Origin of the sequence: Rhodococcus daqingensis, assembly GCF_042665615.1 — a bacterium.
GTDB classification, from domain to species: domain Bacteria; phylum Actinomycetota; class Actinomycetes; order Mycobacteriales; family Mycobacteriaceae; genus Rhodococcus_G; species Rhodococcus_G daqingensis.
The window spans coordinates 78779-99823 of the sequence record NZ_JBHTCS010000030.1 but is presented as its reverse complement, the minus strand read 5'-3'; the positions used below and the strand labels follow the sequence as shown (position 1 = coordinate 99823).

Below are 21045 nucleotides of genomic sequence, written 5' to 3'. Positions count from 1 at the left end.
AGTACGCCCGGCTCCGCATCGTCTGCAATAGTTCTGACCTGCGAATTAGGGGTGAATTTCGGGTCTGTGCGTGCCGAACCCGATTGCGGAAACGGGCCCAGAGGACGATCGTCAGAAGTACCGATACGGCAGCGGCACGTCCAGTGCGTGGCCGGTCGGCAGCCGTTCCGGGAGGCGCACCATGGCAGCACCCAGCCCGTGGCCCACGATTCACGCCGAGCGGTCGGCCCTCGCCGCCGACCTCGCCTCGCTCACCGACGAGCAATGGTCGACCCCGTCGCTGTGCGAGCAGTGGTCGGTGTGGGAAACGCTCGGTCACATGACCGCGACCGCGAAGATGACGCCCGCGCGGTTCCTCCGCAAGATGGCGGGGACCGGGTTCCGATTCGAACCGATGTTCGCGAAGGAGATCGCGAGGGAGACCGCGGGCACGCCCGCCGACACCCTCGCCCAGTTCCGGTCCGCCGCGAACAGGTCCTCCGCTCCACCCGGCCCGGTCGACACCTGGCTGGGCGAGACGATCGTGCATGCGGAGGACATCCGGCGTCCCCTGGGCATCACCCACGAGTACCCGCCGGACGCGCTGGCGCGCATCGCGGACTTCTTCAAGGGTTCGAACCTGCTCATCGGCACCAAGACCCGCATTGCCGGGCTCACCCTCCGCGCCGACGACGCCGACTGGTCAACGGGGTCCGGGCCCGAGGTGACGGGACCGATACTGTCCCTCGTCCTCGCGATGACGGGACGGCCCGCCGGACTGACGGACCTGTCCGGCGACGGCCTGGCCGAGCTGACCGACCGGATCTGACCCGGCGCACCGTCCCGACGCCGCTACGGCTGCTGCTGAATCGAGGCGATCTGGAAGTTCGCGCCCAGCGGATCGGCCACCGCAGCCAACCGCCCGAACGGCGTGTCCTCGGCGGGCCGGATCACGGCTCCCCCGAGCTCGACGACCCGCTCCAGGGCCTGGTCCGTGTCCTGCACACCGACGTAGAACTGCCAGAACGACGGGACACCCTCGGGAAGGAAACCGGCCGCGTCCATCGCGCCCGCCACCATCTCGTCGCCGATCTTGGCCTGCGAATACCGGAACTCGTCGCTGTCGCCGATCGAGTCGTACCGCCAGCCGAACACGCTCTCGTAGAACGGCAACGCCGCAGCGTAGTCACGCGACATCGTCTCGAACCAGACCGGAGCGCCCGCCTCGTCCACCAAGCCGAACCCGCGGTGCTGATCCGCCTGCCAGACCCCGACCACGGCTCCGGCCGGATCGCTGAGGATCGCCATCGTGCCCTGGTCGCCGACCACCATGGCGGGCATCATCACCTGCCCGCCCGCGGCCGCGGCCTTGTCCGCGGTCGCCGCCGCGTCCTCGGTGGCCAGGTAGACGGTCCAGACGTTGCCGTAGGGATTGCCCTCCTGCTGCGGCCCCAGGCCCGCGATGGGCTTGCCGTCCTTGCTGAAGATCGAGTAGCCGCCGTACTGCGGGTCCTCGTTGGTGTCGGCCGCCCATCCGAAGAGCCCGGAGTAGAAGGGGATGACGCGGTGCGGATCGGAACTGGTCAGGTCCACCCAACAGGGTGCGCCGACGATGGATGTGGGTTCAGGCACTGCAGTCTCCTATGGCCGAGGTGTGGCTGTTGACGGTGTGCGATGCCGAACCTACGCTCCCGCAGCGACATCCGCGCGATCACGAGGGCGGGCACTCGTCCGGCGCGGGCAGCCCGCGCAACCGCTCGTCGAGCCACTGCAGCGCCCCCGGATAGCCGGTGACCGCGGCGATGACATGCTCGCCGAACACCTCCCGGTACACCGCGGCGACGTTGAGCCCGCACTGCTCCACATAGAGCTCCCGCGCCCCCGCGGCCGGGATCCAGAACTCCTGCGCGCCGTTGTAGATGTACAACGGGGTGCCCGACGCGATGCCGGCCATCTTCATCGCGCGATAGAGCTCGCGCGCCTGCGGCGAGTCGAGCGGGTCGTCGATGGTGGCCATCGCCTCGATCGGCAGGAACGTCGCGCCCGCCGCGCCGAGCGTGTAGACGCACTGGTCCTTGAGCGGGGAGGTCGCCAGCTGCCGGGCCAGGTTGTTGGCGAGGCCGAGGATCTCGGTCCGTTCGCGGGCGATGCCCATCGTCGCGCCGTGGAACAGTCCGGTCGCCAGGTTGCCGTTCATGCTCCGGGTGAGCATCTCGAAGTCCGCGGGGACCCCGCCGAGCGCGGCGCCGACGATGTCGTCGGCGAGATCCGGTGCGTAGGAGTCGATCAGCTTGACCGCGCCGTTGGTGGCGATCGCGCCGCCGGAGTAGCCGGTCATCGCGATCTTCCCCGCGCCGAACTCGCCGGGCATCGCGCGGCGCACCCCGCGGATGGTGTCCAGGACCGCGTGCCCCGCGACGTGCGGCTCGGCGTAGGCCATCCGCGGCCCCTCGTGATCGGGGATCAGGACGGCGTAGCCGTGCGACGCGGCCAGCGCGGTCGTCGGCGGGATGAAGTCGGCGACATTCGTGGACGTACTCAGGCCGTGCGAGAGCGTGTAGCCGGGCGTGCAGGCACGCCCGAGCGCGTCGATGGGCAGGTTGTTGACCACGACGGGGCGGCCGCCCGGCCCCGTCCACGGCGCGGCCGGGACGACCAGCGTCGCGGTCGCGAACGAGGGCGCACCGGCGGAATCCGTCGTCCGCACCTTGAGCTGCCGGACCTCGCGCACCGGGGCCCCGACGTAAGGCGCCGCCGCCGCCGTAACGTCCCGCATCTCGAGCACGTCACCGTTCGCCATGGACCCCAACGAATCCGGCCACGCGTCGAAGAACGGGTCTCCGACGTCCGCGGGCATCACCGCGATCCGCAACGCCTGGATTCCGGCGGGCGCACCCGGAGCGGCCGCGATCGACGGCACCTCCGCCGGCGGCGGGCCGAGAGCAGGGGGAGGCACGATCGAGTCGACGAGCCCCGGCAACCCGGGGACCGGCGGAGCGAGGCCCGGCGGCTGCGCGCCCGCCACGGACGGCGGCGCGGACACGGCACAGGTGATCGCCATCGTGAACGCGAACATCCCGGCCCGGGTGCGCCTCGCGAAGGCACCCGCGGTCGTTCGCGCCCCTGGCCCACGGACCGGCATACAGCCACGCTAACACCGCAATCCGCTGCCGCGGCGCAGGCAGACGCGCAGGGCTCGCGGGTGGTGTCAGAGGGTCCGGCGGCCCGAGAGCGCCCGCCCGAGAGTGAGCTCGTCGGCGAATTCCAGGTCTCCGCCCATCGGCAGACCCGAGGCCAGCCGCGACACCGTCAGGCCGGGGAAGTCGCGCAACATGCGGACCAGATAGGTCGCGGTGGCCTCGCCCTCGGTGTTCGGATCGGTCGCGATGATCACCTCGGACACGTCGACACCGTCCTCCTGATTACCGATGCGTGCCAACAGTTCCCGGATGCGGAGCTGGTCCGGCCCGATTCCGCTCAGCGGGTCGAGCGCGCCGCCGAGCACGTGATAGCGGCCCCGGAACTCCCGCGTCCGCTCGACCGCCTGGACGTCCTTGGGTTCCTCGACGACACAGATGACGGTGCGGTCGCGGCGGGCGTCCGCGCAGATCCGACACTTCTCCTTGTCGGACACCGTCCCGCACACGACGCAGAACTGCACCCCGTCACGGACCCGCTGCAGCGCGTTCTGCAGCCGGTCGATGTCGGGCGGCTCCACGCTGAGCAGGTGGAAGGCGATGCGCTGCGCGCTCTTGGGCCCGATGCCCGGCAGCTTGCCGAGCTCGTCGATCAGATCCTGTACCGGCCCCTCGTACACCGGGGCCTCTAGAAGGGGAGCCCGGGCAGGCCGCCCGCGAGCGGGCCGAGCTTGCCCGCCGCGATCTCCTGCGCCTTGCCCGCGGCGTCCGCGATCGCGCCGATGACGAGGTCCTGCAGGGTCTCGACGTCCTCGGGATCGACCACCTTGGGGTCGATCGTCAACGCGACGACCTCGCCGGTCCCCTTGACGGTTGCCGTCACGAGTCCACCTCCGGCCTGGCCGGTGACCTCCGCCTCGGCGATCTCTGCCTGCGCGGCCATCAGGTGCTGCTGCATCTGCTGGGCCTGCGCGAGGAGCTGCTGCATATCGGGTTGTCCACCGGGCTGCACGTCGATGTCCTTTCTGCGTGTTGCCCCGTCAGCGTAGCCGCATCCGGATAGCGTGGGCCCGTGCGCGCGAAGTCGGCCGGGTATCGGAGCGTCCTGCTCGTGGCCGCCGCTGCCGCGACCCTCGCGCTGCCGGGCTGCACCATCCCCACCGAGACCGCTGCGGGCGTGACCGCCGCGCCCACCACCACCGCGGCCGAGCTGGTGCAGTCGGCGGTGCTGCAGGGCAAGACGGTGTTCCTCGATCCCGGCCACAACGGGGCCAACGATGCGGGCATGACCGCGCAGGTGCCGACCGGACGCGGCGGCACCAAGGAGTGTCAGACCACCGGCACCGCCGCCGACGGCGGCTACCCCGAGCACACCCTCAACTGGGAGGTCGCGTCCCAGATGCGGACCGAGCTCGAGAACCTCGGCGCCAGGGTCCTGCTGAGCCGCGCCGACGACTCCTCGGTGGCGGCGTGCGTGGACAAACGGGCCGCCGACGCCAACGCATCCGGGGCGGACGTGGTGGTCGCCATCCATGCCGACAGCGCCGCGCCGGACCAGCGCGGATTCCACGTCTGTTTCTCGGCGCCGCCGCTGAACACGGTCCAGGCCGGAGCCTCGGTCGCGTTCGCCACGTCGATGCGCGACGCCCTCCAGACGTCCGGATTCACTCCCGCCACCTACGTCGGGGTCGCCGGACTGCTGCCGCGCGAGGACCTGAGCGGGCTGAACCTGTCCGAGCGGCCGTCGATCCTGGTCGAGCTGGGCAACATGCGCAACGCCGACGAGGCGGCCGCGATGACCAGCGACGCGGGCCGGGCCCGGTACGCGCAGGCCGTGGTGTTCGGCATCGTCCGCTATCTCGACGGCCGCTGACCGAACGCATCGGTCAGCGGCCGCGGCGGTCTGTGTCAGGCCAGTTCGCGGGCCAGGTTCGCCAGCACGGCGGCCTGGATCTTCCGCAGCCCGCCCGGCGCGAAGGTGCGCTCGAAGAAGCCGCCGATGCCGCCCGCACCCTTCCACTCGGTGGTCGTGGTGACCGTGGACCCGGCACCGGACGGCGCGACGGTCCAGGTGGTGACGAGGGTGGAGTTGGCGTCCTTCTCGGTGACGGTGTTGCCGTCGACGGCCACGGTGGCCTTGATGTCGCGCGAACGCTTCTCGGTCGCCTTGAGCGTCCACTGCGCGACCGTGCCTGAGCCCTGACCGCCCTCGAGAACGCGGTAGTCGAGGTACTGCTCGGTGAGGATGCGGGGCCGCACCGTCTCGTAGTCGGTGAGCGCCGCGAGCGCCCGCTCCGGAGCCGCCGCGACCTCGACCGAACTGCTGGCGCTGACCTGTCCCACTGTGGATCTCCTTAGCATCTTCGGGCCGGACCCTGACGTGGCCGACCCCGCCATCGTGCCCGTCACGGGACCTGCCCGGCCAGTCCCCACCACCGGCGTGTGCGTCGGATCACAGCGGTGCCACGAACCCGGATCGCGACCGCTTCGCAACATTTGCGTGACGTTTCGCCGGAGGGACTTCCACTTGGGTGGCCGGTGTCGCACCCAGGCGATAGCGTCGGGGTGTGGCTGCCTCTCAGAGTGCGTTGCAACGACTGGGTCGAACCTCCACGCCGGGTGAAACCGGCGCGGCGGTCCACCGTGCGGGTGTCGAGCGCCTGCTCGCCAGCTATCGCGCGATCCCACCGTCCTCGACGGTGCGCCTGGCGAAAAAGACCTCAAACCTGTTCCGGGCCCGCACCAAGACGGACACGCCGGGCCTGGACGTGTCGGGGCTCGGCGGGGTGATCTCGGTCGACCCCGTGGCCCGCACCGCCGATGTCGCGGGCATGTGCACCTACGAGAACCTGGTCGCCGCGACGCTGCCGTACGGCCTGGCGCCGCTGGTGGTCCCGCAGCTGAAGACCATCACCCTCGGGGGTGCCGTCACCGGTCTCGGCATCGAATCGACGTCGTTCCGGAACGGGCTGCCGCACGAGTCGGTGCTCGAGATCGATGTGCTGACCGGGAGCGGGGAGATCATCACCGCCACCCCCGACGGGGAGCACTCGGACCTGTTCTGGGGTTTCCCGAACTCATACGGCACCCTCGGCTATTCCACCCGGCTCCGCATCGAACTGGAACCGGTGAAGCCGTTTGTTGCGCTGAGGCACCTGCGATTCCACGATCTCACCGAACTGCAGAACGCGATGGACCGGATCTGTGCCGATCGCAGTCACGAGGGCGTCGCGGTGGACTACCTCGACGGAGTGGTGTTCTCGGCGACCGAGTCGTATCTGACGCTCGGCACCCAGACCGACGAGCGCGGCCCCGTCAGCGATTACACGGGCCAGCAGATCTACTACCGTTCGCTGCAGCAGCGTTCCACCGACCGGCTCACCATCTCGGACTACCTGTGGCGCTGGGACACCGACTGGTTCTGGTGCTCACGGGCATTCGGCGCACAGAACCCGCGGATCCGCCGGCTGTGGCCGAAGCGCTACCGCCGCAGCAGTTTCTACTGGAAGCTGATCGCGCTCGACCAGAAGTACGACATCGGTGACCGGCTCGAGCGACGCAAGGGCAACCCACCCCGGGAACGGGTCGTGCAGGACGTCGAGGTGCCGATCGAGCGCACCGCCGACTTCGTGTCCTGGTTCCTGCGTGAGATCCCCATCGAGCCGCTGTGGCTGTGCCCGTTGCGCTTGCGTGAGCCCGGGCCCACGGGCGCGTCCTCGGTTCGGCCGTGGCCGCTGTATCCGCTCGAACCGAAGCGCACCTACGTCAACGTCGGCTTCTGGTCCTCGGTGCCGATCGTTCCCGGCGAGCGCGAGGGCGCCGCAAATCGCTTGATCGAGGACACCGTCAACGAGTTCGATGGGCACAAGTCCCTCTACTCCGATTCCTACTACTCCGAGGACGACTTCGCCCGCCTGTACGGCGGCGAGAACTACTCGGCACTCAAGAACAAGTACGACCCCGATTCTCGACTACTGGACCTGTATTCGAAGGCGGTGCAACGTAAGTGACCACATTCAAGGACTCTCATACCTCCACCGGAAACGGCCATCACAAGCTGTCGATCGCCGAGATCCTCGAGACAGTCGCCGACGGCGACATCCCGCTCCGGTTCACCGCATACGACGGCAGCGCCGCCGGCCCGGAGAACGCCGAGTACGGCCTGACGCTCAAGTCTCCGCGCGGCACCACCTACCTGGCCACCGCACCCGGCGATCTCGGCATGGCCCGCGCGTATGTCTCCGGCGACCTCGAGGCCACCGGTGTGCACCCGGGCGACCCGTACGAGATCCTCCGGGTGATGGGTGACGACCTGCACTTCCGCAGGCCGTCCGCGCTGACCCTCGCCAGCATCACCCGCTCGCTCGGCTGGGACCTGCTGCGGCCCATCGCCCCACCACCGCAGGAGGCGCTGCCCCGCTGGCGCCGGCTCGCGGAGGGACTGCGCCACTCCAAGTCCCGTGACGCCGAGGTCATCCACCATCACTACGATGTCTCGAACACCTTCTACGAGCACGTGCTGGGCCCCTCGATGACCTATACCTGTGCGGCCTACGAGGCCGAGGATCAGAGTCTCGAGGACGCACAGGAGAACAAGTACCGGCTGGTGTTCGATAAGCTCGGACTCAAGCCCGGCGACCGGCTGCTCGACATCGGCTGCGGCTGGGGCTCGATGGTCCGTTTCGCCGCCCGGCGCGGCGTCAAGGTGATCGGGGTGACACTGTCCGCCGAGCAGGCCGCATGGGCACAGAAAGCCATTGCCGACGAGGGCCTTTCGGACCTCGCCGAGGTTCGGCACTCCGACTACCGGGACATCGCCGAGACGGGCTTCGACGCCGTCTCCTCGATCGGGCTGACCGAGCACATCGGCGTCCACAACTACCCCGCGTACTTCGGCTTCATCCAGTCCAAGCTCCGTGACGGCGGGCGGTTGCTCAACCACTGCATCACCCGGCCGGACAACCGGCACCAGGCCCGCGCAGGCGGCTTCATCGATCGCTACGTGTTCCCGGACGGCGAGCTGACCGGGTCCGGCCGGATCATCACCGAGATCCAGAACATCGGCCTCGAGGTACGGCACGAGGAGAATCTGCGCGAGCACTACGCGCTGACCCTCAAGGCCTGGTGCCAGAACCTGGTCGACAACTGGGACGCCTGCGTCGCGGAGGTCGGTGAGGGCACCGCACGGGTCTGGGGGCTCTACATGGCCGGCTCGCGGCTCGGTTTCGAACGCAATGTGGTGCAGCTGCACCAGGTGCTGGCCGTCAAGCTCGGCCCGAAGGGCCAGGCGGAGGTACCGCTGCGTCCGTGGTGGAAGGGCTGACCCGCATCGATGTTCCGGGGTGATGTGCCCTTCGCCCGGTCCGACCTGGTGAAGGGCACATCACCGCGACGAGGGGCGGCTCACCCTGCCGGGGCGTACTGCCGGACACTCCTGGCGATCTCGGCGGCGGCACTCTGGACCGCCGCGCTCATCCTGCGATCCGTGGTGATGCGGCTGAGCGGCCCGCAGATCGAGAGGGCCGCGGGAATCGGATGCCCGTACGCGATCGGCGCGGCCACACATCCGAGGCCGGCCAGTGCCTCACCCCGGTCGTAGGCGACACCCTCGACGGCGACCCGGTCGAGCTCGAGTTCCAGCTCGCGCCTGCCACCGGACCGTTGCGCGTCACTCCGGTTCAGGCGATCGAAGATCGGCTGGTCGAGCGCCTCGCGTGGGAGCGAACTCAGCAGGGCCTTGCCCACCGCAGACCGGTGCGCCGGATACCGGCCGCCGATACGTGAGGGGATCTTCGCCCCGAACGCGCCGGAGATCTTCTCCCAGTAAATGCCGTCCGCACCGTCGAGGAAGGCGAGGTGGACCACGGCCCCCGTGGACCGGTGCAGCTCCTGCATGGTCGGCAGAGCCGTCCGGTGGAACCAGTGGTTACGCACCGCCCTCGATCCCAGCTCGAACAATCGGACACCGATCTCGTAGCGGGTTCCGACGCGGGTGAGCCACCGCCCCTGCACCATCTTCTCGAGCAGACGGTGTGCCGACGAGGTCGGAATCCCCGTCAGCCGCGCGATCTCGCTGAGGCTGAGATGCCCGCAGTCGTCGAGCGCCTGCAGCACCAGCTCGATCCGGTCGAACATCAACATGGGTTGGGCCTGCTGACCGTCGCTCACCACCGCACTCCTCTCCTACGCCGGTCCCGCTAGACGCCGAAACCGCCCGACACCGAGATCTGTTGCCCGGTGATGTAGTTGGCCTCGTTCGAGGCCAGGAACACGCAGGCGGCGCCGATGTCGGCCGGCTTGCCCCAGCGCTTGAGCGGCACCAGCTTGTGGACCTCGCGTTCCCACTCCTCGTCGAAGACCCCCTGCGCCTTGAGCTCGAGGAACATGCCGGCCTCGATCACGCCGACCAGCACCGAGTTGGCTCGGATGTTGTGCGCGCCTTCTTCCTTCGCGATACCGCGGATGAGCGATTCGTTCGCCGCCTTCGGGATCACCGACAGCCCGTCGAGGGTCGGGAACCAGTGGTCGCCGGCCGATCCGAGGTGGACGAACGAGCCCCCGCCGTGCTCGCGGAAGTGCGGCAGCACGGCATGCGCGGCGGTGAACATGCCGAGGGTCTCGATCTCGATCGACCGCCGGTACTGCTCGGGGGTCGTCTCGGCCACGGTGATCTGGTCGACAACGGGCCCCGCACCCCACACCACGGTGTGGATGCGCGTGTGCTCTCCGACGACTTCCCCGAGCACCCGGAAGACCTCGGCCTCGGCACGGACGTCGACCTGGTGTGCGCTCGCCTTCACCCCGAGCGCGCGCAGCTCGGCCACCGTCTCCTCGGCGACCTCACGCTTGGAGTTGTAGCAGACCGCGACGGCGCTGCCGGCCCGAGCGAACTCTCGGGCGACGCCACGCCCGATGCCGCCGCTGCCACCGAAGACCAGGGCGGCGCCCTCCGGGAAGCTCAAAGTCAGCATGCACGTGCTCCGTTCGTGTCCGATCCGAATCCCGCGCCGCCCACGGAGGACGCGCGCTGTGTGCGACCGAGATGTGCTCCAGGCCACACCGGCTGAACGTAGTGTCCGCACTCACCGCCGAACATACGGTTTCCCTCGTCGCGGGAAACAGCTGGTCACCGGGTCGATCTGCGCCGTCGAATCCTCGTGGGAGGGCGATTCCCGCGGCTACTGTTGACCCCATGGGCACCCGAACGCCGTCCACCTGTGTCATCGGCGCCGGCCTCAGCGGGCTGGTCGCGACCAAGGCGCTGCGCGAGCGGGGTCTGCCGGTCGAGACGTTCGAGATGAGCGATCGGATCGGCGGCAACTGGGCGTTCAAGAATCCCAACCGGCGCTCGTCGGCCTACCGCTCGCTGCACATCGACACGTCGAAGGAGCGGCTCGGTTTCTCCGACTTCCCGATGCCCGCGCACTACCCGGACTTCCCCTCGCACGAGCAGGTGCACGCGTACTTCGAGTCCTACGTGGACCGGTTCCGCCTCGCGGAGAGCATCCGATTCGAGACCGAGGTCCGTCACGCCACGCGGCTGGAGGGTGGCGGCTGGGAGCTGGAACTGACCGGCGGCGGCCGCCGCCGCTGCGACGCGCTGATCGTTGCGAACGGCCACCACTGGGACGCCCGCTGGCCCGAGCCCGCCTTCCCCGGCGAGTTCGCCGGCCGTCAGATCCACTCGCACGAGTACATCGACCCGACCGAGCCGATCGACATGCGGGGCAAACGGATCCTGGTGGTGGGCATCGGGAACAGCGCCGTCGACATCGCGTCCGAACTCAGCCGCCGGGACCTCGCCGAGGCGGCGTTCATCTCCACGAGGCGGGGCGCGTACGTGATCCCGAAGTACGTGTTCGGCAGGCCGATCGACACCGTCATGCGCACGATGCCGCACGTGCCCCTCGGCCTGCAGAAGTCCCTGGCCCGCGGCCTCATGCGGATCACCGTCGGGCGGATGGAGAACTACGGCCTCCCGACCCCGGACCACAAGCTGCTCGAGGCGCACCCGACCGTGTCGAGCGAGCTGCTCGTCCGGCTCGGCTCCGGAGACCTGGCCGCGAAACCGGACATCCGGCGGCTCGACGGCGCCGAGGTCGAGTTCGCCGACGGCAGCCGCGAGCGCATCGACGTCATCATCTACGCGACCGGGTACAAGATCACCTTCCCGTTCTTCGACGAGGAGTTCATCTCGGCGCCCGACAACCGGCTGCCGCTGTTCAAGCGGATGATCAAGCCCGGGGTGGACGACCTGATCATGATCGGGTTCGCGCAGGCGATCCCGACGCTGTTCCCGTTCTGCGAGCGGCAGGCCAGGTGGGCCGCGGCGTACCTGGCCGGCGACTACGCGTTGCCGGACATCGCGGCGATGCAGGCCACCATCCGCGCGGACGAGAAACGGGACCTCAAGCACTTCGTCAAGAGCAAGCGGCACACCATGCAGGTCGATACCGCCGTGTACGAATGGGGCCTCGACGCCGAGGAGTCCGCCGGTCGCGCCCGTGCCGCCGCCGGAAGCGGGCGGCGGTTCACCCCCGGAAACGACTGAAGGTGCCCCCCACCCGGTCGAACCGGGCGAGGGGCACCTTCAGGCGATTGGTGCCTAGGCCTTCAGCGAGGCGGGCGGGGTGAACCGCTCGCCGTACTTCGCGGCGAGCTCCTCCGCGCGCTTGACGAAGCCGGCCTTGCCGCCCTTGTAGCCGACGACGTACTGGTGCACGCCACCGGTCCACGCCGGGAAGCCGATGCCCATGATCGAGCCGATGTTGGCGTCGGCGCTGGTCATCAGCACACCCTCGTCGAAGCACTTCTGCGTCTCGATGGCCTCGATGAACAGCATCCGCTCGATGAGGTCCTGGATCGGGGCCTGGTTCGAGCCGGAGTTGAACTGCTCACGCAGTCCCGACCACAGGCCGGTGCGCTTGCCGTCGACGTAGTCGTAGAAGCCCGCGCCGCCGAGCCGGCCCTTGCGGTCGTTGCCCTCGACGAGGAAGTTGATGACATCGCCCGCCGGGTCGGCGGGCAGTTCCTTGCCCTCGGCCAGGGCCGCGGCCTTGGACTCGGCGCGGATCTTCTGCATCAGCGTCAGGTTCAGCTCGTCCGAGAGCTGCAGGGGTGCCGCCGGGTAGCCGGCCTGCATGCCGGCCTGCTCGATGGTGGCCGGCTCGATGCCCTCGGCGACCATGCCGATGGCCTCGTTGATGAAGGTGCCGATGACGCGCGAGGTGAAGAAGCCACGCGAGTCGTTGACCACGATCGGGGTCTTGCGGATGGCCTGCACGTAGTCGAACACCCGGGCCAGCGCCTCGTCGGAGGTCTTCTCACCGCGGATGATCTCCACCAGCGGCATCTTGTCGACGGGCGAAAAGAAGTGGATGCCGATGAAGTCTTCCTGGCGCTTGACGCCGGTCGCGAGACCGGTGATCGGCAGGGTCGAGGTGTTCGAGCCCAGCAGCGCGTTCGGCTCAACGATGTCCTCGATCTCCTGGAAGACCTTGGCCTTGAGCTCGGGGCTCTCGAAGACGGCCTCGACCACGAAATCGACGCCCGCGAAGTCGGCCGCGTCCGCGGTCGGGGTGATGCGCGCCAGCAGGGCGTCCGACTTCTCCTGCGTGGTCTTGCCGCGCGAGAGGGCCTTGGCCTCGATCTTCTCGGAGTACGCCTTGCCCTTGGTCGCCGCCTCGATGCTGACGTCCTTGAGCACGACCTCGAAGCCGGCCTTCGCGGAGACGTACGCGATGCCCGCGCCCATCATGCCTGCGCCGAGGACGCCGATCTTCTTGATTTCGCTCTTGGGGATGTCCTTCGGGCGCGAGGCACCGGAGCCGATCGACTGCATGTCGAAGAAGAACGCCTGGATCATGTTCTTCGCGACCTGCCCGGTGACGAGCTTGGTGAAGTAGCGGGACTCGATGGTCAGCGCGTTGTCGATGTCGACCTGGCTGCCCTCGACCGCCGCGGCCATGATCGCGCGCGGGGCCTCCATCGGCGCACCCTTGAGCGTCTTGCGCAGGTTCGCCGGGAAGGCGGGAAGGTTCGCGGCGAACGCCGGGGTCGCGGGGGTGCCGCCGGGGATCTTGTAGCCCTTGACATCCCACGGCTGCACGCCGGACTCCGGGTTGGCCTTGATCCACGCCTTGGCGGCGGGCACGAGCTCCTCGACCGAACCGACGACCTCGTCGACCAGGCCGACCTCCTTGGCCTGCACCGGTCCCCGCTGCTGGCCCTGCAGCAGCATCTGGGTCAGCGCGGTCATCAGGCCGAACATGCGAACGGTGCGGACCACGCCGCCGCCGCCGGGGAGCAGGCCGAGGGTGACCTCGGGCAGGCCGATCTTGACGCCCTTGACGTCCGCGGCGATCCGGTGGTGGGTGGCCAGCGCGATCTCGAGGCCGCCACCGAGCGCGGCACCGTTGATGCAGGTGACGACGGGCTTGCCGAGGGTCTCGAGGCGACGCAGGTCGGCCTTGAGGGTGACGCTGTGGTTGAAGATCTGCTCGGCGTCCTCGGGTCCGACCTTGATCATGTTCTTCAGGTCGCCGCCGGCGAAGAAGGTCTTCTTGCCGGAGGTCAGCACGACGCCGGTGATGGCGTCCTTCTCGGCGTACAGCCGGTCGACGGTGGCCTTCATGGACTCGATGTAGGCCGCGTTCATGGTGTTCGCGCCCTGGTTGGGGTCGTCGATGGTGAGCACGACGATTCCGTCGGCGTCCTGCTCCCAGTTGATGATGTTCTGCTCGCTCACTGCTTCGTCTCTCCTGGTAGTCCGGGCCGCGTCAGACGCGCTCGATGATGGTGGCCACACCCATGCCGCCGCCGATGCACAGCGTGATCAGGGCGTAGCGGGCGTTACGGCGCTCGAGCTCGTCGACCATGGTGCCGGTGATCATCGCGCCGGTGGCGCCGAGCGGGTGGCCCATCGCGATGGCGCCGCCGTTGACGTTGAGCTTCTCGTCCGGGACGTTCATGTCCTTCTGGAACTTGAGCACCACGGAGGCGAACGCCTCGTTGATCTCGACGAGGTCCATGTCCTCGATCGTCAGACCCGCGGACGCGAGGACCTTCTTCGCGGCGGGCGTCGGCCCGGTCAGCATGATGGTCGAGTCCGCACCGGAGGTGGCGGTGGCCACCACGCGGGCGCGCGGGGTCAGGCCCATAGCCTGCCCTGCGCCTTCACTGCCCACGAGCAGCAGCGCGGCGCCGTCGACGATGCCGGAGCTGTTGCCGCCGTGGTGGACGTGGTTGATCTTCTCGACGAAGTGGTACTTCTGCAGCGACACGGCGTCGAAGCCGCCCATCTCGCCGACCGTCGCGAACGCGGGCGCCAGGCCGGCGAGCGACTCGGCGGTGGTGCCGGGACGCATGTGCTCATCGTTGTCGAGGATGGTGATGCCGTTGATGTCCTTGACCGGCACAACGGACTTGGCGAAGTATCCGCCCGCCCACGCCTTGGCGGCGAGGTCCTGCGAGCGCACCGCGTAGGCATCGACGATGTCGCGGGTGAAGCCCTCGATCGTGGCGATCAGGTCCGCGCCGACGCCCTGCGGGACGAAGTAGTTGTCGTAGTTGGTGGCCGGGTCCAGGGCCCAGGCGCCGCCGTCGGAGCCCATCGGCACGCGGGACATCGACTCGACGCCGCCGGCGATGACGAGCTCGTCCCAGCCGGAACGCACCTTCTGCGCGGCGATGTTGACGGCCTCGAGCCCGGACGCACAGAAACGGTTGAGCTGCACGCCGCCGACGGTGTCGGGCAGGCCCGCGTCGTTGACCGCGATGCGCGCGATGTCCATGCCCTGGTCGCCGACCGGGGTGACGACGCCGAGGATCAGATCGGAGATGCGGTCCTCGTCGAGGTCGGGGAAGCGCACACGCAGCTCGTCGATCAGGCCGGTGACCAGCGAGATCGGCTTGACCGAATGCAGCGAACCGGTCTTCTTGCCACGGCCACGTGGGGTTCGGATGGCTTCATAAATGAATGCCTCTGTGGTCACTGTGAGGTGTTCCTTCCTGTGCACGGCTCCGCCGCGTGCGTGGTGTTCGCAATGGCAGTTCAATCGTCAACGCCGGGCGCCGATTCGAGCGGCTCCTGGCCCGAGGCATACACCTCGACGCAAGTCATACTAGAACGCGTTTCAAATTTGGGTCTAGGACCGAAGCGAGCGAGCTCTGTGACCGTTGCGATCGTCGCCGCGGGCCGGGGTCGGGGTCGGTTCTACCCACGAGGCGCTGCCCAACCCGCCGGCGGGCTCAGCCCAGCCCCGCCTCTCGCGCCCGCACGATGGCCGCCGCCCGGTCCGGCACGCCGAGTTTGGCCAGGATGTTGGAGATGTGGTTTCGGACCGTCTTGGGGCTCAGGATCAGCCGCCGGGAGATCGTCGCGGTGTCGTGTCCGCCCGCCACCAGGTCGAGCACCTCACGCTCCCGGTCGGTCAGCTCGGGGAACACGGTCGGCGCGAGGCTCCTGGAGGCCGCCATGAATCCCAGCGCGCGCTCGGCCACCGCCGCGCCGAGGAGCAGCTCGCCGTTCGCGACCGCCCGGATCGCGCGCTCGACCTCGTCCGGGACGGCCCCCTTGACCAGGTAGCCCCTGGCCCCCGCCCGCATCGACGCGACGATCGATTCGTCGTCCTCGTGCATCGTCACCATCAGCACACGCAGCGCCGGGAACCTCGAGACCAGGTCCCGCGTCGTCTCGACACCGGACCGATCGCCGAGTTCGAGGTCCATCAGCACCACGTCGACATCGGCCGTCACCTGCGCCGTCGCCTCCGCCGACGAACTGGCCTCGGCGACCACCTCGATGCCGTCGAGCGTCGAGAGCAACGCCACCATCCCGAGCCGGAAGACGGGGTGGTCGTCGACGACGGCGACGCGGATGGCGGTCATGATGTGGTCAACGGTAGCCGCGCGGTCACCCGGGTGCCGTGTGGCTCCAGCGAGTCGATGACCAGGGTGCCCCCCAGCTCCCCCGCCCGCTCCCGCATCGAACGTGTCCCGACCCCCGTTTCCCTGCCCGGGTCGAAGCCGGTGCCACCGTCCCGGATCGTGACGGTGAGCTGACGTCCACCGGATTCCGTTGGGACACAGACCGCCTCGACCCGGCATCCGTCGGCACCGCTGTGCCGTCGCGCGTTCGAGACGGCCTCCACCACGATTCCGTAGGCGGCCGCTCCCGCATACGGGTCCACCCGCGCGGGCAGCTGCGCGCGCACGTCGAGCGCGAACCCGCCGCGCGCGTGCTGGGCGGCCAGCTCCTCCAGCGCGGCGGCCAGGCCCAGCTCGTCCAGGATCGGGGGGAAGAGGTTGCGGGACAACGACCGGACACCGTCGACCTGGTGGTCGAGCTGCACCTGCAGCGAGTCGAGCAGCCGCACCGCCGCGTCCGAGTCGGTGCGCATCAGGTTCCGGACCCCCTGCAACCCGAGCCGGATGCCGGCGAGGGACGGCCCGAGGCCGTCGTGCAGCTCACGCCGGATCACCCGGCGCTCCTCCAGCCGCACCGTGGACAGCCGTTCCCGCGCGGCGTCCAGGTCCCGCGTCGCCCGCACCAGGGCCAGGCCCGTGGCGACGACCGAGGCCAACTCGTCCAAGGACTTCCGGCTCCGTGCCCCGAGGGTCTCCCCCGGCGGGGCGGTCACCGTCAACCGGCCGACCGGCGCGCCGCGGTGGATGAGCTCGACCGTGGTCGGGTGGCCCGTCGGGTCGCCGCAGCGCGCGACGGGGTCGGAGCAGCCGGACCGCCAGACCGTCACCGATTCCAGGCGCAGCGCCACCGCCACGCCGGCGGCGAGTTCGGATACCAGGTCCTCGGGCGTCTCCGCCTCCGCGAACCGGGCGCCGAGGCGGCGCACGACCCTGGCGGGGTCACCGCCCTCCCCGTACACGAGGTCGTGCACGCGGCGCTGCAGCCACAGCCGGGACGGCTGCACCGCGACGGCCACTGCACCGGCAGCCACCGCCTGCACGAACACCGAATCCGCGGCGGGCAGCAGCCGGGCCAGCGCGGTGGCGACCACCACGTACAGCGCGATCAGGCCGACGGTCAGGGTGCCCGCGAGCACCGCCCGACTGACCGCGAGGTCCAGGCCCCACATCCGTTGGCGCAGCACCGAGACCAGGATCGCCGCCGGATAGAACGCCTGCACCGCGAGGTGGATGAGCGGGGTGAGCATCCACAGGCTCGGCCACGCCGAGGGCAGCGCCAGCGGCACGAACGACAGCGCCATCAGCGTGGTGCCCAGGCACAGCCAGCCGAGACCGACCCGCTCGTCGACCGGGCCCCGCCGCCACCGCCACGCGGCGTCGCCCGCGGCCACCAGACCCACCATCACCACCGGCGCGATCAACCAGATCTGCGCGATGTCGGTGTAGGTGCGGGCCACGAAGAACCAGACGATCGTCGCGGTGCCCACGACCAGGCCCGCGCGTGCCACCGGCTCCAGCCGGTGGTCGCGGATCAGCCAGGGGACGACCAGGAACAGCGCCAGCGTGCCGGGAATCCAGGCGGTGTTCTGCAGCGGCTCGATCAGTGCGACCGCAGGCAGGCCGGGCCGGATCACCGCCAGCTGGGTGTAGCTATAGCTGAACGCGGCGAGGCCCACCCCGATCGCGGTGAGCCCGAGGATGATCGGCACCGGATGCACCCGCCGGGCGAGCACCACCCCGGCGACCGTGCCGTAGACGCCCGCACCGAGCAGGTCGACGAGGAAGAACAATTGGTTGGCGTCGAGGGTCGGCTCGGCGGCGACGAACGCCACCAGCGCCAGCACCCCCAGCAGCCAGGAGGCAACCGCGAGCACGGCGGCGGGCACCGGCCATCCGCCGGCGCCCGCCGACCCCCCACTTCGCTCGCTCAACCGTTCCTCCTCGTATGCGCCTCCGGCGCCCGTGCGCGCGTTGCACCCCGGTCGGGGTGCACAGTCCGGAGGCCCATTCTGGGTCACGCTCGCACGGAACGCCCCGAGAACCACAGTCCGACGGCGCACACGAGCACCCAGACCGGCCCGGTGAAGCCCGCCATGTACTGCAGCGGCGAGATCCCGAAGAGCGCGGTGATCCCGCCGAGAACGGCGCTGGTCCAGCCGATCCACCTCGGCAGCGCGCCGTGCCGCAGCGAGGCCGCCGCGACCGCGAGCGCACTGACGCCCGCGCCTGCCCACAGCCACGGGATGGTACCCATCCAGTGCGCGCCGAAGGCCGCGAACTCCGGCAGCAACTGGTCACCCGCGCTCAGCCCGAACACGAGCTCGGTGGTCAGGCCGGTGCCGATCAGGCAGGCGGCCGAGGTGAGGATCAATCCACCCGCCGCGACCTGCGGCAGCAGGCTGTGTGGCTCGAGACCGCCCGCGAGCCGGCGACACAACCCGGCGGCGAAGACCAACAGCAGTAGCGCCGCGACGTTCATGGCCACGTGCTCGACCAGGATGACGGTCCGCTCCTCGGCCATCCTGTTCATCATGGCGACGGCGTCGCCCACGACGCCCTCGTCGATCGTGGCGGAGAGGCTGGTGCTCGCCTGCATGCCGACGATCCCTGCGAGACCGGCGATCGCACCGGTCACCGCCCACAATGACGACTGCGCACGCCGACCGGCCGTGTCGACCGGGCTTTCCCCTGCAGGAATGGTGGTACTCATCTACACGCTCCTCGCGTTCCCGTCCCGACCCGCAGATGAGGATGCGACATGCGGTGTCCCGACCACCAGGGACAACCGACCCGACCCGCCGGGAAATCGCGCGTGTACCGTGCCGGCTCACGCCTGGGAGGGCAGGACGAATTCACACCAGCATTCGAGCCCGGTCCGGCCGGGACGCACCGCCAGGGGCACGCGGCCACGATGCCGGTCCACCGCGCCCGCACCGATCGGCGCCCCGATGCCGGGCAGACCGGGCAACGGCACCAGCCTGGTGGCCAGCTCCCGATGGCCTCTGGCCCGAACGATCACGTTGAGGTGCGCGGGATCACCCGGACTTCCCACGAACTCGCACGTCCCGGGCATCACCGTCGTGACGTCGAATCGTCCACCGGCGCAGGTGATCACCGCGCCGCGCAGGTTCCCCGCCGGGATCTCATGCGAGTAACCGGAGTAGCAGCCGGCGCGGTCCGGCTGCCACAGATCGAGCTCGGCTCCGGACAGCGGCTCTCCACCGCTCCCCCGGACCACCCCCACCAGGCGCAGGGGCGTCCCGGGCTCGCGATAGCGGGTGGACAGCGTCGACCGCCAGGGCAGCACCGGCCGGGGCTGCACATAGAACTCGCTGTCGACAAGCTCCTCACCAGTGAAACCGGTATCCGCCGAGAGGGTTTCAGCGATTGCCGAAGTAGGAGACATCGTCGTTGCCGATCAGGTCGGGCACGGTCCAGCCGTCGAGGTCGTATTCGTCCAGGCACTGTTCGGCGAGGCCCTTCATGGAGCTCGCGACGCCCCGGTTCTCGGCGGCGAAGAGCAGCTCGGCCTTGACGTTCTCGTGGTTGCCCGAATAGTTGCGTTCGTACAGTTCGTGCCGGCCGCCGAACTCGGTCCCGATCGAATCCCACAGCGCCTTCATGACCTTGACGCGGTCCACCGCGGTGATGCCGTCGGAGCCGCGGACGTACTTGTCCAGGTACGGCCGCACGTCGGGGCTCTTGAAGTCCAGCGAGCTCGACGGGAGGTAGATCAGCCCCGAGGCGACGTCCTGCTCGATGATCTCCTTGATCCGCGGGTAGCCCTGGATCATGAACATCCGGTACGTGAGGCCGTATTCGAGCTTCGGGATGACTGCGTCGCCGACCCACGGCTCGGGGTCGCGCGCCATCGACTCGGTCAACGACCAGAACAGGTTGCGCCAGCCGATCACCTCACCGACCCGCGTCTGCACGCCACGGAACCCGCCCGCGCCCGTCGCCTCCAGCGCCTTCATCAGCAGGCCCGCGATGAAGTCGAGTTTGACCGCCAGACGCGTGCAACCCTGAAAGGTGAAGCGCGGCAAGAATCCCGACTGCGGAAAGAACGAGTTGATCCGGTCCACATCGCCGTACATGAAGACGTTCTCCCACGGCACCAGCACCTTGTCGAAGACGAAGATGGTGTCGTTCTCGTCCATCCGGCTCGAAAGCGGGTAGTCGAACGGGCTGCCCATGACGGCCGCGTGCTCGGTGTACGAAGAGCGGCAGATCAGCTTCACGCCCGGCGCGTCCATCGGGACCGTGCAGATGAGTGCGAACTGCTTCTTCTTGATGGGCAGGCCGTAGTGGGCGATGAAGTTGTAGTTGGTGATCGCCGAGCCGGTCGCGACCACCTTCGCGCCGCTGACGATCAGGCCGGCGTCGGTCTCCTTCTCTACCTTCATGAACACGTCACCGACCTCGTCGGGCGGCAGCTGGCGGTCGACCGGCGGGTTGATGATCGCGTGGTTCCAGTACAGGACCTTCTCCTGCGACTCGCGGTACCAGCGTTCCGCGTTGTCCTGGAACGGGGCGTACAGCTCCTTGTTGGCGTGCAGGGTGCCGAGGAAGCTGGCCTTGTAGTCGGGCGAGCGGCCCATCCAGCCGTAGGTCATCCGGGCCCAGGTGGCGATGGCGTCACGCTCCCTGAGCAGGTCCGCCGACGACGTCGGGGTCTTGAAGAACGGCATGGTCACCCCGCCGTTGCCGGTGTCGGTGGGCACGGTGAGCTTGTCGACGTGCTCGCCGGTGTGCATCGCGTCGTAGAGGCGGGCGGTCATCCGGATCGGGTTCCGGAACGCCGGGTGCGTGGTGACGTCCTTGACCCGATCGCCGTGCAACCAGATCTCGCGGTCGTCCCGCAGGCTCTCGATGTACTCGTCGCCGGTCATCGGACGGGTGGCGAAGTTCTTCGTCGCATTGGCATCGGAACCGGCGGCGGGATTGACCTGGGTGGGGTCCGGCAACTCGGTGGTGGTCATGGAAGTTCCTTTCCTCGAGG

19 protein-coding genes are annotated in these 21045 nt (G+C 69.2%); 5 read left to right on the top strand and 14 right to left on the bottom strand.

The window, feature by feature from the left end:
- Positions 1–181: 181 nt before the first annotated feature.
- Positions 182–808 (top strand): maleylpyruvate isomerase family mycothiol-dependent enzyme, encoded by a 627-nt coding sequence (locus ACFQS9_RS24825; RefSeq protein WP_378409216.1) that lies wholly within the window; start codon positions 182–184, stop codon positions 806–808.
- A 23-nt stretch (positions 809–831) separates the two neighbouring features.
- On the opposite strand, the gene ACFQS9_RS24820 is transcribed toward ACFQS9_RS24825, so the two are convergent.
- The 4 genes from ACFQS9_RS24820 to ACFQS9_RS24805 form a co-directional block, all read right to left on the bottom strand.
- Positions 832–1611, bottom strand: a complete 780-nt coding sequence (locus ACFQS9_RS24820) for a VOC family protein (protein WP_378409215.1) — start codon at positions 1609–1611, stop codon at positions 832–834.
- Between the two features lie 79 nt (positions 1612–1690).
- The gene (locus tag ACFQS9_RS24815) at positions 1691–3121 is read right to left on the bottom strand and encodes a lipase family protein (protein ID WP_378409214.1); all 1431 of its coding nucleotides are present in this window, start codon (positions 3119–3121) and stop codon (positions 1691–1693) included.
- 66 nt (positions 3122–3187) lie between these two features.
- Entirely contained in the window at positions 3188–3796 is a 609-nt protein-coding gene (gene recR, locus ACFQS9_RS24810; protein ID WP_378409213.1) for a recombination mediator RecR, read from the bottom strand.
- A gap of 8 nt (positions 3797–3804) precedes the next feature.
- On the bottom strand, positions 3805–4104 hold the full coding sequence (locus ACFQS9_RS24805) for a YbaB/EbfC family nucleoid-associated protein (protein WP_378409212.1): 300 nt from the start codon (positions 4102–4104) through the stop codon (positions 3805–3807).
- Positions 4105–4188: 84 nt separating this feature from the next.
- Between ACFQS9_RS24805 and ACFQS9_RS24800 the strand changes: the two genes are divergently transcribed.
- Positions 4189–4989 (top strand): Rv3717 family N-acetylmuramoyl-L-alanine amidase, encoded by an 801-nt coding sequence (locus ACFQS9_RS24800; RefSeq protein WP_378409211.1) that lies wholly within the window; start codon positions 4189–4191, stop codon positions 4987–4989.
- A 35-nt stretch (positions 4990–5024) separates the two neighbouring features.
- Here ACFQS9_RS24800 and ACFQS9_RS24795 read toward each other — a convergent pair whose 3' ends face one another.
- Positions 5025–5459 (bottom strand): SRPBCC family protein, encoded by a 435-nt coding sequence (locus ACFQS9_RS24795; protein WP_378409210.1) that lies wholly within the window; start codon positions 5457–5459, stop codon positions 5025–5027.
- A 254-nt stretch (positions 5460–5713) separates the two neighbouring features.
- Here ACFQS9_RS24795 and ACFQS9_RS24790 point away from each other — a divergent pair, with 254 nt between their 5' ends.
- Together ACFQS9_RS24790 and ACFQS9_RS24785 are read left to right on the top strand one after the other, a co-directional pair.
- Positions 5714–7126, top strand: coding sequence for an FAD-binding oxidoreductase (locus ACFQS9_RS24790; RefSeq protein ID WP_378409489.1), 1413 nt, complete (start codon positions 5714–5716; stop codon positions 7124–7126).
- Positions 7123–8439, top strand: a complete 1317-nt coding sequence (locus ACFQS9_RS24785) for a class I SAM-dependent methyltransferase (protein WP_378409209.1) — start codon at positions 7123–7125, stop codon at positions 8437–8439. Before ACFQS9_RS24790 ends, ACFQS9_RS24785 begins: the two co-directional genes overlap by 4 nt.
- Positions 8440–8519: 80 nt before the next feature.
- On the opposite strand, the gene ACFQS9_RS24780 is transcribed toward ACFQS9_RS24785, so the two are convergent.
- Positions 8520–9284 carry an IclR family transcriptional regulator gene (locus ACFQS9_RS24780; RefSeq protein WP_378409208.1) on the bottom strand — a complete coding sequence of 255 codons (765 nt, stop codon included), beginning with the start codon at positions 9282–9284 and terminating at the stop codon, positions 8520–8522.
- 29 nt (positions 9285–9313) lie between these two features.
- Complete coding sequence (locus ACFQS9_RS24775) at positions 9314–10087, bottom strand: SDR family NAD(P)-dependent oxidoreductase (RefSeq protein ID WP_378409207.1); 774 nt, start codon at positions 10085–10087, stop codon at positions 9314–9316.
- Between the two features lie 221 nt (positions 10088–10308).
- Here ACFQS9_RS24775 and ACFQS9_RS24770 point away from each other — a divergent pair, with 221 nt between their 5' ends.
- Positions 10309–11667 carry a flavin-containing monooxygenase gene (locus ACFQS9_RS24770; RefSeq protein ID WP_378409206.1) on the top strand — a complete coding sequence of 453 codons (1359 nt, stop codon included), beginning with the start codon at positions 10309–10311 and terminating at the stop codon, positions 11665–11667.
- Between the two features lie 54 nt (positions 11668–11721).
- Here the strand turns inward: ACFQS9_RS24770 and ACFQS9_RS24765 are convergent, their stop codons facing one another.
- The 7 genes from ACFQS9_RS24765 to ACFQS9_RS24735 all read right to left on the bottom strand — a co-directional run bounded on the left by ACFQS9_RS24765 (position 11722) and on the right by ACFQS9_RS24735 (position 21025).
- Positions 11722–13863, bottom strand: a complete 2142-nt coding sequence (locus ACFQS9_RS24765) for a 3-hydroxyacyl-CoA dehydrogenase NAD-binding domain-containing protein (protein ID WP_378409205.1) — start codon at positions 13861–13863, stop codon at positions 11722–11724.
- A 31-nt stretch (positions 13864–13894) separates the two neighbouring features.
- Complete coding sequence (locus ACFQS9_RS24760) at positions 13895–15109, bottom strand: acetyl-CoA C-acetyltransferase (RefSeq protein ID WP_378409204.1); 1215 nt, start codon at positions 15107–15109, stop codon at positions 13895–13897.
- Between the two features lie 256 nt (positions 15110–15365).
- Positions 15366–16004, bottom strand: coding sequence for a response regulator transcription factor (locus ACFQS9_RS24755; RefSeq protein ID WP_378409203.1), 639 nt, complete (start codon positions 16002–16004; stop codon positions 15366–15368).
- Positions 16001–17974: a sensor histidine kinase gene (locus ACFQS9_RS24750; RefSeq protein WP_378409202.1), complete on the bottom strand. Its 1974-nt coding sequence runs from the start codon at positions 17972–17974 to the stop codon at positions 16001–16003. Before ACFQS9_RS24750 ends, ACFQS9_RS24755 begins: the two co-directional genes overlap by 4 nt.
- Before the next feature lie 83 nt (positions 17975–18057).
- Entirely contained in the window at positions 18058–18753 is a 696-nt protein-coding gene (locus tag ACFQS9_RS24745) for a hypothetical protein (protein WP_378409201.1), read from the bottom strand.
- Between the two features lie 117 nt (positions 18754–18870).
- The gene (locus ACFQS9_RS24740; RefSeq protein ID WP_378409200.1) at positions 18871–19365 is read right to left on the bottom strand and encodes a dioxygenase family protein; all 495 of its coding nucleotides are present in this window, start codon (positions 19363–19365) and stop codon (positions 18871–18873) included.
- Positions 19366–19423: 58 nt separating this feature from the next.
- The gene (locus tag ACFQS9_RS24735) at positions 19424–21025 is read right to left on the bottom strand and encodes a 4-hydroxyphenylacetate 3-hydroxylase family protein (RefSeq protein WP_378409199.1); all 1602 of its coding nucleotides are present in this window, start codon (positions 21023–21025) and stop codon (positions 19424–19426) included.
- Positions 21026–21045 lie beyond the last annotated feature (20 nt).

Bases quoted from the DNA above. Each gene is read 5' to 3' on its own strand.
- ACFQS9_RS24815 (WP_378409214.1), bottom strand. From the start codon at position 3,121: ATGCCGGTCCGTGGGCCAGGGGCGCGAACGACCGCGGGTGCCTTCGCG.
- ACFQS9_RS24735 (WP_378409199.1), bottom strand. From the start codon at position 21,025: ATGACCACCACCGAGTTGCCGGACCCCACCCAGGTCAATCCCGCCGCC.
- ACFQS9_RS24755 (WP_378409203.1), bottom strand. From the start codon at position 16,004: ATGACCGCCATCCGCGTCGCCGTCGTCGACGACCACCCCGTCTTCCGG.
- ACFQS9_RS24770 (WP_378409206.1), top strand. From the start codon at position 10,309: ATGGGCACCCGAACGCCGTCCACCTGTGTCATCGGCGCCGGCCTCAGC.
- ACFQS9_RS24805 (WP_378409212.1), bottom strand. From the start codon at position 4,104: ATGCAGCAGCTCCTCGCGCAGGCCCAGCAGATGCAGCAGCACCTGATG.
- ACFQS9_RS24775 (WP_378409207.1), bottom strand. From the start codon at position 10,087: ATGCTGACTTTGAGCTTCCCGGAGGGCGCCGCCCTGGTCTTCGGTGGC.
- ACFQS9_RS24745 (WP_378409201.1), bottom strand. From the start codon at position 18,753: ATGAGTACCACCATTCCTGCAGGGGAAAGCCCGGTCGACACGGCCGGT.
- ACFQS9_RS24825 (WP_378409216.1), top strand. From the start codon at position 182: ATGGCAGCACCCAGCCCGTGGCCCACGATTCACGCCGAGCGGTCGGCC.